Origin of the sequence: Methylobacterium sp. B1, assembly GCF_000333255.1 — a bacterium.
In the GTDB taxonomy this organism is placed as follows: domain Bacteria; phylum Pseudomonadota; class Alphaproteobacteria; order Rhizobiales; family Beijerinckiaceae; genus Methylobacterium; species Methylobacterium fujisawaense.
Genome location: NZ_BACT01000838.1, coordinates 1 through 5,896 on the forward strand (window position 1 = coordinate 1; position 5,896 = coordinate 5,896).

The following is a 5,896-nucleotide window of genomic DNA, read 5'->3' on the forward strand; positions in this document are numbered from 1 at the left end:
GCATGATCGTCGCCGGGCCGACGGGCTCATGAAGACGCATTACCGCACGTTCAACATCAAGTCCGAGGAGCTCACCCCGGGCGACGATTACGGCATGATGCGCGAAGTCCTGCAGCGGCGCTTCAAGCGGCTGGTGAAGGAGTCACCGCGCACCGAACGCGAAGCCGCGGCCGCCGCCGTCGAGGGCGGCGTCCAGGAGCCGGTGCCGGCCGAGGAGAGCGAGGCGTTCCCGGCCTGGCCGGACCTCGTGCTGATCGACGGCGGCAAGGGCCAGCTCGACGCCGCGCGGACGGCCCTGGAGGAGGTCGGCGTCTCGGGCGTGCCGCTGATCGGCGTCGCCAAGGGCCGCGACCGGGATGCCGGGCGCGAGACGTTTTTCGTGCCCGGCCGGCCGCCCTTCAAGCTTCCGCCGCGCGACCCGACGCTCTACTTCGTGCAACGGCTCCGGGACGAGGCGCACCGCTTCGCCATCGGCAGCCACCGGGCCAAGCGGAAGCGCGAGATGGTGAAGAACCCCCTGGACGAGATCGCCGGCATCGGGCCCAGCCGCAAGCGCGCGCTGCTCCATCATTTCGGGACCGTGAAGGCCATCGAGCGTGCGGCCTTCGAGGATCTGGCCAAGACACCGGGCGTGAACGCCGCCACCGCGCGGGCGGTCTACGACTTCTTCCATGCCGGCGCCTGAGAACCCGACCGCGATGGCCGAGACCGAAACCAGGACGTTGACGCCCGGGCCCCGCTCTGATTTCACCCCTGCGATGAACGCCGTCCTTCCCCGACGACGGTCGCCGGCCTGGACGCTCGCGAATTGCCTGACCTACGGGCGCCTCGTTGCCGTGCCGGTGATGGTCGCTCTGCTGTTCTGGCCCGAATCCCACACCGCCCGGTGGACGGCGCTGGGCGTTTTCGTCGCGGCCGCGATCACCGACTATTTGGACGGGTACGTCGCACGCACCTACCATCAGAGCTCGGCGCTCGGCCGGATGCTCGATCCGATCGCCGACAAGCTTCTCGTCTCGGCGTGCCTGCTGATGCTGACGGCGGACCACACGATCGTCGGCTCGAATATCTGGGCGGCCATCGTGATCCTGTGCCGCGAGGTGCTGGTCTCCGGCCTGCGCGAGTACCTGGCCGAGCTGAAGGTCGGGGTGCCCGTCAGCAAGATCGCCAAATGGAAGACCACCGTGCAGCTCGTGGCTCTCGGCTTCCTGGTCGCCGGCCCGGCGGGCGAGACCCTGCTGCCGGGCACTGAGCCGATCGGCCTGACGTTGCTGTGGCTGGCCGCCGCCCTCACGCTCTGGACCGGCTGGGACTACATGCGGGCCGGGATCAAGCACGTCATCGACGATCCGCGCTGACGGATCGGCCTGCGGGACGTGCGGTCCCTGCCCTGTCTTCGCTACGGTGATGCGATGAAGCTCGTCTATTTCGCCTGGGTCCGCGAGCGGATCGGCCGCCCCGAGGAGGAGCTGGCACCGCCGGCGGAGGTCGCCACCGTCGCCGACCTCGTCGGGTGGCTCCGGGGCCGGGGCGAGGAATATGCCTACGCCTTCGAGGATCCGGGCGTCGTCCGGGCTGCGATCGATCGGGTCCACGCCAAGCCGGACGCGCCGATCGCGGGCGCCCGCGAGATCGCCTTCTTCCCGCCGATGACGGGCGGCTGAGGCCCGGCCACGCCGCGCACGTAGTCCACCGGGGTTGTCTTGGTCCCGGTTCCGCAGTCATTGGCGCCGTCGCTCCGGCTCTGCTTCGAACCGAACGGCGCGCGGGCCGAGCCAAGTTTTTTTACGGGTTCGGTCCGCCTTCGAGACCGACGGCTCTGCGGAACGCTCAAGCTGTGACCGCCGTTACCCGGTACCGAAACCGGTATTGGAGTTTCAGCATGCGCAAGACCTTGCTCGCGACCGCCGCCCTGTTGAGCCTCGGCGCCGCCGCACAGGCCCAGACCACCGTCATCGAGCGCGACCGGCCGGCCGTCGTCGTCGACCGCCCGGCGACCGAGTCGAAATCCGTGACCGTCCACGACCATGGCGACGGCTGCGTCACCAAGACGGTGCGCAAAGAGAACGACATGGGCGACTCCAAGACCGTCAAGAAGGAGACGTGCGACTGAGGCACGGAAGCGGGCCGGGCCGGAGCGCGGACCCGCGCCCCCTGTCCGGCCGGTCTCATGTCCGGCCGGTCTCCTGCCCGGCTCTCGGTCAGCGCCACCCCGCATCGATGACGTAGGGGTGGCCTGTGCACATCCGGGCATCGTCCGAGGCGAGGAACAGGACCAGCGCGGCGACGTCGGCCGGCTGGATCCGGCCGTCGAGGCATTGCGCGGCGACGATGTCCGCCTCGCCCTCCGGCGTGTACCATCTCTCCTGCCGCGGCGTCTGGACGTTGCCGGGGATGATCGACACCACCCGGATCCCATCGCGGCCGAGGTCGCGGGCCAGGGCGCGGGTCATCCCCTCGATCGCCGCCTTGGCGGTCTGGTAGAGCGGCATCTCCTTCAGCCCGAGATGCCAGCTGATCGATCCGAAATTGAGGATCACGCCGCCGCCCGCACGCCGCATCGCCGGCACCGCCGCCTGGGCGGCGAAGAACAGGTGGCGCAGATTCACCGCCATCCGGTCGTCCCAATAGGCGGGCGTCACCTCGGCGAGGCTGTGGCGGTCGTCGTTGCCGGCATTGTTGATCAGGATATCCAAGCCGCCCAGAACCGTATCCGCCTCGGCGACCAGCGCGCGGACCGCATCGACATCCGTCAGGTCGCAGCGCCGGTAGAGCGGGGCGTGCGCGGCGCCGGGCGTCAGACGCGCCACCACTGCGTTCGCCGCATCATCCGCGATGTCGCAGAACAGGACGCGGGCCCCCTGGCCGACGAAGGCCTCGACCAGACCCGCGCCGATTCCCGAGGCTCCGCCCGTGACCAGGACGCGCTTGCCACCGAGGCTCGGATACCGTGCGCGCCGATCCGTCTGCGCCGTCATCGGACCTCCCCGACACGTCTGACCCGGTCGTCATTTGTGGGAGTTTATCACGGCGCCCGCGTGGTGCAACGGCCGCGCTCGGGGCGGGAATTCTCGAAACGTTAACGGTTCGCGAATGAGATCGCCGGGTCTTCTAGAAAGGAACGCCCGATGCCCCTGCGTCTGGAACTTAAGCCCTTCGAACGGCTGATCATCAACGGTGCCCTGCTGCGCAACGGCGACCGGCGCTCGACCTTCCTGATCGAGACGCAGTGCAAGTTCCTGCGCGAGAGCGAGATCATCACGGAGACCGAGGCCGACACGGCCTGCAAGCGCCTCCACCTGACCCTGACGGTCATCTACCTCGCCGACGATCCGACGCAGGGGATCGACCTGTTCTTCCGGCAGGCGACGGATCTGCTCGGGCTCGCGCCGGCGGCGGCCCCTCACATCGCGGGGATCGCCCAGGCCGTCGAGACCGGCGCGTATTATCGGGCGCTCAAGCTGAGCCGCAAACTCGTCGAGTGGGAAGCCGCCGGCGCGGTGTCCCAGCCGGACCTGCCGGAAACGTCGGCGGCTTCCTGACGGCCCTCGGGCCTCAGCCGGGATTGCCTTGCAGGCCGGCGGCGATGTGGTTGTTGATCGACACGAGCGTCGCGATCTTCTCGGGCGTCGGCGCGATCATCGTGTCGATGCAGCTCTGGAGCACGAACACGCCCAGGCGGCCGACGCCCTGCTTGACGTCCGAAGGGAGCGGGTTCAGGTCCGACGTGGCCTCGGAGGTCAGCAGCGTCCAGACGCGCTGGTTGAACGACAGGGCGTCGTTGAGGCGCCCGGCATCGCCCTCGGAGAGCCCCTGGCTCGCACCGATCAGCTTCTGCGCCGCTTTCAGCAGAACCGCGGATTCGGCTTCGCGCGGCGAGAGGGCGCTGTGGGATGTCTTGGCGTAGGCGTTGGCGGCGTAGTTCATCGGCGGTCCAGCCCCGTCGTCAGGCCTGCCTTGGCGGCAAGCTGGCGCGTAGCTGTCGCAGACCAGGAGTTAAAAGCGCGTGAGCGCCAGATCCGCCATGATGCCGCCGGGTTGCTTATCGACGACGCTGTGTGGCCCAAAGGAATCGGGCCCCGGATCCCAGGCCCGATGTTGAATTTCGTTCTCGGAACTGTTGCCGGCGGCCTGATCGCCTGCGTGCTGACCATCGCGGCGGCGCGGCAGCCCGAGGTTCAGACGCGCCTGGGCCTGATACCCGTGCCGGCCCACACGACGCTCGCGGCCGTCACGAAGCCGGCCGAACCCGATTGCGGGCGGCGGACGGAGCCGGCACCGAAGGTCGGCTCCCAGGACATGTTGTTCAACCGTCAGCGTTTCTGGTCGGTCGCGCCCTGATCAGAACGCACCGATCAGCATGAGCAGCATCGTCGTCGCGACGGTGGTGCTGACGAAGCCGCACAGGGCGGCCGCGAAGGACGGGCCGGTGCGGACGACGGCGGGTTCGATGTCGTTCGAAAGCGTGGCGGGGGTCATGGGCGCAGAACCTTTTCGGCGACCGGCGTCGCGCGTGACGGGGTGATGCTGCAGGAACGGGACGTCCGAGGTGCGGATGCGCACCCGATCAATCGCAGCGGTTAATTTTCTTGGCGATCCGCAGGCCCCGCAGTTCGCTGCGGAGATCGATCGCCACGACGCCCTCGCCGCATCGCTCGAAGGCGTCGCGGGCATCGTCGTAGCGGTCGCCCACTTCATCGAGCGTGTCGCAGACGCGGTCATGATCGCCCAGACGGGCCTCCTGACGCGCCTGGAAGCGCAGGGCATTCGCCTCGTCGACCTTGCGCTGGGCTTCGATGCAGGCCGGCACAGCCGACGCCGCGGAAGTCATCACGAGGCCTGCCACGAGGCTGGCGAGGCAACGGGTCAGAGTGACCGACATGGCACTCACTTCAACACTCACACACGGTTTGGGATGGCCGCTCCGAAGGCGGACCGGCCGGGTTTCTCGGAGCGGCACGAGTCCACTCCCTTTCTGTCCGCTGAAACGGTGAAGCTGACGTGAAAGTTCCGCCCCGACTCACCGCCCCCGACGCCGGCGGGACGCGAGGATTGCGGAGAGCGGCACGGGTGCCGCCCCCATCGGGTCGACGCCCACGTCGTACTGCTTCGGCATTGGCTTGAGCTTGCCGTGGCTGTGCCCGTGGAGATTGAGGGCCCCGCGGCTCATGCCGTTCCACGTGCGGAACGCGTAGTGGCAGAGCACGACCATGCGGCCTTCGACCTCGATTTCCGCGTAGTGCCGAACCGACGTCCAGCCGGGCGCACCAAGAGTATCGGGCCCGTCGTTGTTGCCGACGATCAGGTGCTTCTCGCCGCTCAGCCCGGCGAGGATCTCGCGAATCCGGTCTCCGCTCGGCCCGAGGGCGAAGTCGCCGAGGTGCCAGACCGTGTCGCCGGGCGAGACCGCGGCGTTCCAGGCCGCGACCAGCCCGGCATCGTGGGCCTCAAGATCCGGATAGGGCCGGTGGTCGAAGCGCAGTGCCCGCGGGTCGCCGAAATGCGTGTCGCCCGTGAAGAAGATGGTCACCGGTCTGCTCCGCCTCGCCCGGGAACGCCACCGGACTGCCGCCGAAATCGGCTGGCCGCCGCCTGGTTCCCGCGCGCCCGCGGCCGCCTGGCGCGTTGACCGCCCGCGCGGCACGGAGGAGACCTCCGCAGGGCGAGCGGGATCGGGAGCGCGAGGGCATGCTGGGAACGGTCGGATTCGCCTTCCTGGCCGGGCTTCTGTCGGTGCTCTCGCCCTGCGTGTTGCCGCTGATCCCGATCGTGCTCGGCACCGCGGCCGCGGAGCATCGCCTCGGCCCGGTGGCGCTGGCCGGCGGGCTGGCGATCGCCTTCACGGCGATCGGTCTGTTCGTCGCGACGATCGGCTTCACCATCGGCCTGGACGGCG

At 69.1% G+C, this 5,896-nt stretch carries 10 protein-coding genes and 2 pseudogenes; 7 read left to right on the forward strand and 5 right to left on the reverse strand.

Translation table 11 applies throughout. The features are described from left to right. From I53_RS24270 to I53_RS24285, 4 genes and pseudogenes are all read left to right on the forward strand, one after another. Positions 1-685 (forward strand): annotated as a pseudogene (locus I53_RS24270) (helix-hairpin-helix domain-containing protein); the annotation flags it as partial. Positions 686-758: 73 nt separating this feature from the next. Further along, the gene (gene pgsA, locus I53_RS24275; protein ID WP_043355549.1) at positions 759-1,358 is read left to right on the forward strand and encodes a CDP-diacylglycerol--glycerol-3-phosphate 3-phosphatidyltransferase; all 600 of its coding nucleotides are present in this window, start codon (positions 759-761) and stop codon (positions 1,356-1,358) included. 54 nt (positions 1,359-1,412) lie between these two features. Then, on the forward strand, positions 1,413-1,664 hold the full coding sequence (moaD, locus tag I53_RS24280) for a molybdopterin converting factor subunit 1 (RefSeq protein WP_043355564.1): 252 nt from the start codon (positions 1,413-1,415) through the stop codon (positions 1,662-1,664). A gap of 218 nt (positions 1,665-1,882) precedes the next feature. Further along, positions 1,883-2,113 carry a hypothetical protein gene (locus tag I53_RS24285; protein WP_043355551.1) on the forward strand — a complete coding sequence of 77 codons (231 nt, stop codon included), beginning with the start codon at positions 1,883-1,885 and terminating at the stop codon, positions 2,111-2,113. Positions 2,114-2,201: 88 nt separating this feature from the next. Here the strand turns inward: I53_RS24285 and I53_RS24290 are convergent, their stop codons facing one another. Further along, complete coding sequence (locus I53_RS24290; RefSeq protein ID WP_043355553.1) at positions 2,202-2,978, reverse strand: SDR family NAD(P)-dependent oxidoreductase; 777 nt, start codon at positions 2,976-2,978, stop codon at positions 2,202-2,204. A 150-nt stretch (positions 2,979-3,128) separates the two neighbouring features. On the opposite strand from I53_RS24290, the gene I53_RS24295 reads away from it, so the two are divergent. After that, positions 3,129-3,542, forward strand: coding sequence for a flagellar biosynthesis repressor FlbT (locus I53_RS24295; RefSeq protein ID WP_043355555.1), 414 nt, complete (start codon positions 3,129-3,131; stop codon positions 3,540-3,542). Positions 3,543-3,555: 13 nt separating this feature from the next. Here the strand turns inward: I53_RS24295 and flaF are convergent, their stop codons facing one another. Further along, complete coding sequence (flaF, locus tag I53_RS24300) at positions 3,556-3,927, reverse strand: flagellar biosynthesis regulator FlaF (protein ID WP_043355557.1); 372 nt, start codon at positions 3,925-3,927, stop codon at positions 3,556-3,558. A 168-nt stretch (positions 3,928-4,095) separates the two neighbouring features. Between flaF and I53_RS24305 the strand changes: the two genes are divergently transcribed. Further along, entirely contained in the window at positions 4,096-4,341 is a 246-nt protein-coding gene (locus tag I53_RS24305) for a hypothetical protein (RefSeq protein ID WP_043355558.1), read from the forward strand. Here I53_RS24305 and I53_RS33525 read toward each other — a convergent pair whose 3' ends face one another. The 3 genes from I53_RS33525 to I53_RS24315 form a co-directional block, all read right to left on the reverse strand. Next, a complete protein-coding gene (locus tag I53_RS33525) occupies positions 4,342-4,563 on the reverse strand; it encodes a hypothetical protein (protein ID WP_139231596.1) in 222 nt (73 codons plus the stop codon). It abuts the gene before it with no gap. Positions 4,564-4,567: 4 nt separating this feature from the next. Beyond that, entirely contained in the window at positions 4,568-4,882 is a 315-nt protein-coding gene (locus tag I53_RS24310; RefSeq protein WP_043355560.1) for a hypothetical protein, read from the reverse strand. Between the two features lie 138 nt (positions 4,883-5,020). Beyond that, positions 5,021-5,530: a metallophosphoesterase gene (locus I53_RS24315; protein WP_043355561.1), complete on the reverse strand. Its 510-nt coding sequence runs from the start codon at positions 5,528-5,530 to the stop codon at positions 5,021-5,023. Positions 5,531-5,688: 158 nt separating this feature from the next. Here I53_RS24315 and I53_RS24320 point away from each other — a divergent pair. Continuing rightward, positions 5,689-5,896: pseudogene (locus tag I53_RS24320) on the forward strand (cytochrome c biogenesis protein CcdA); the annotation flags it as partial.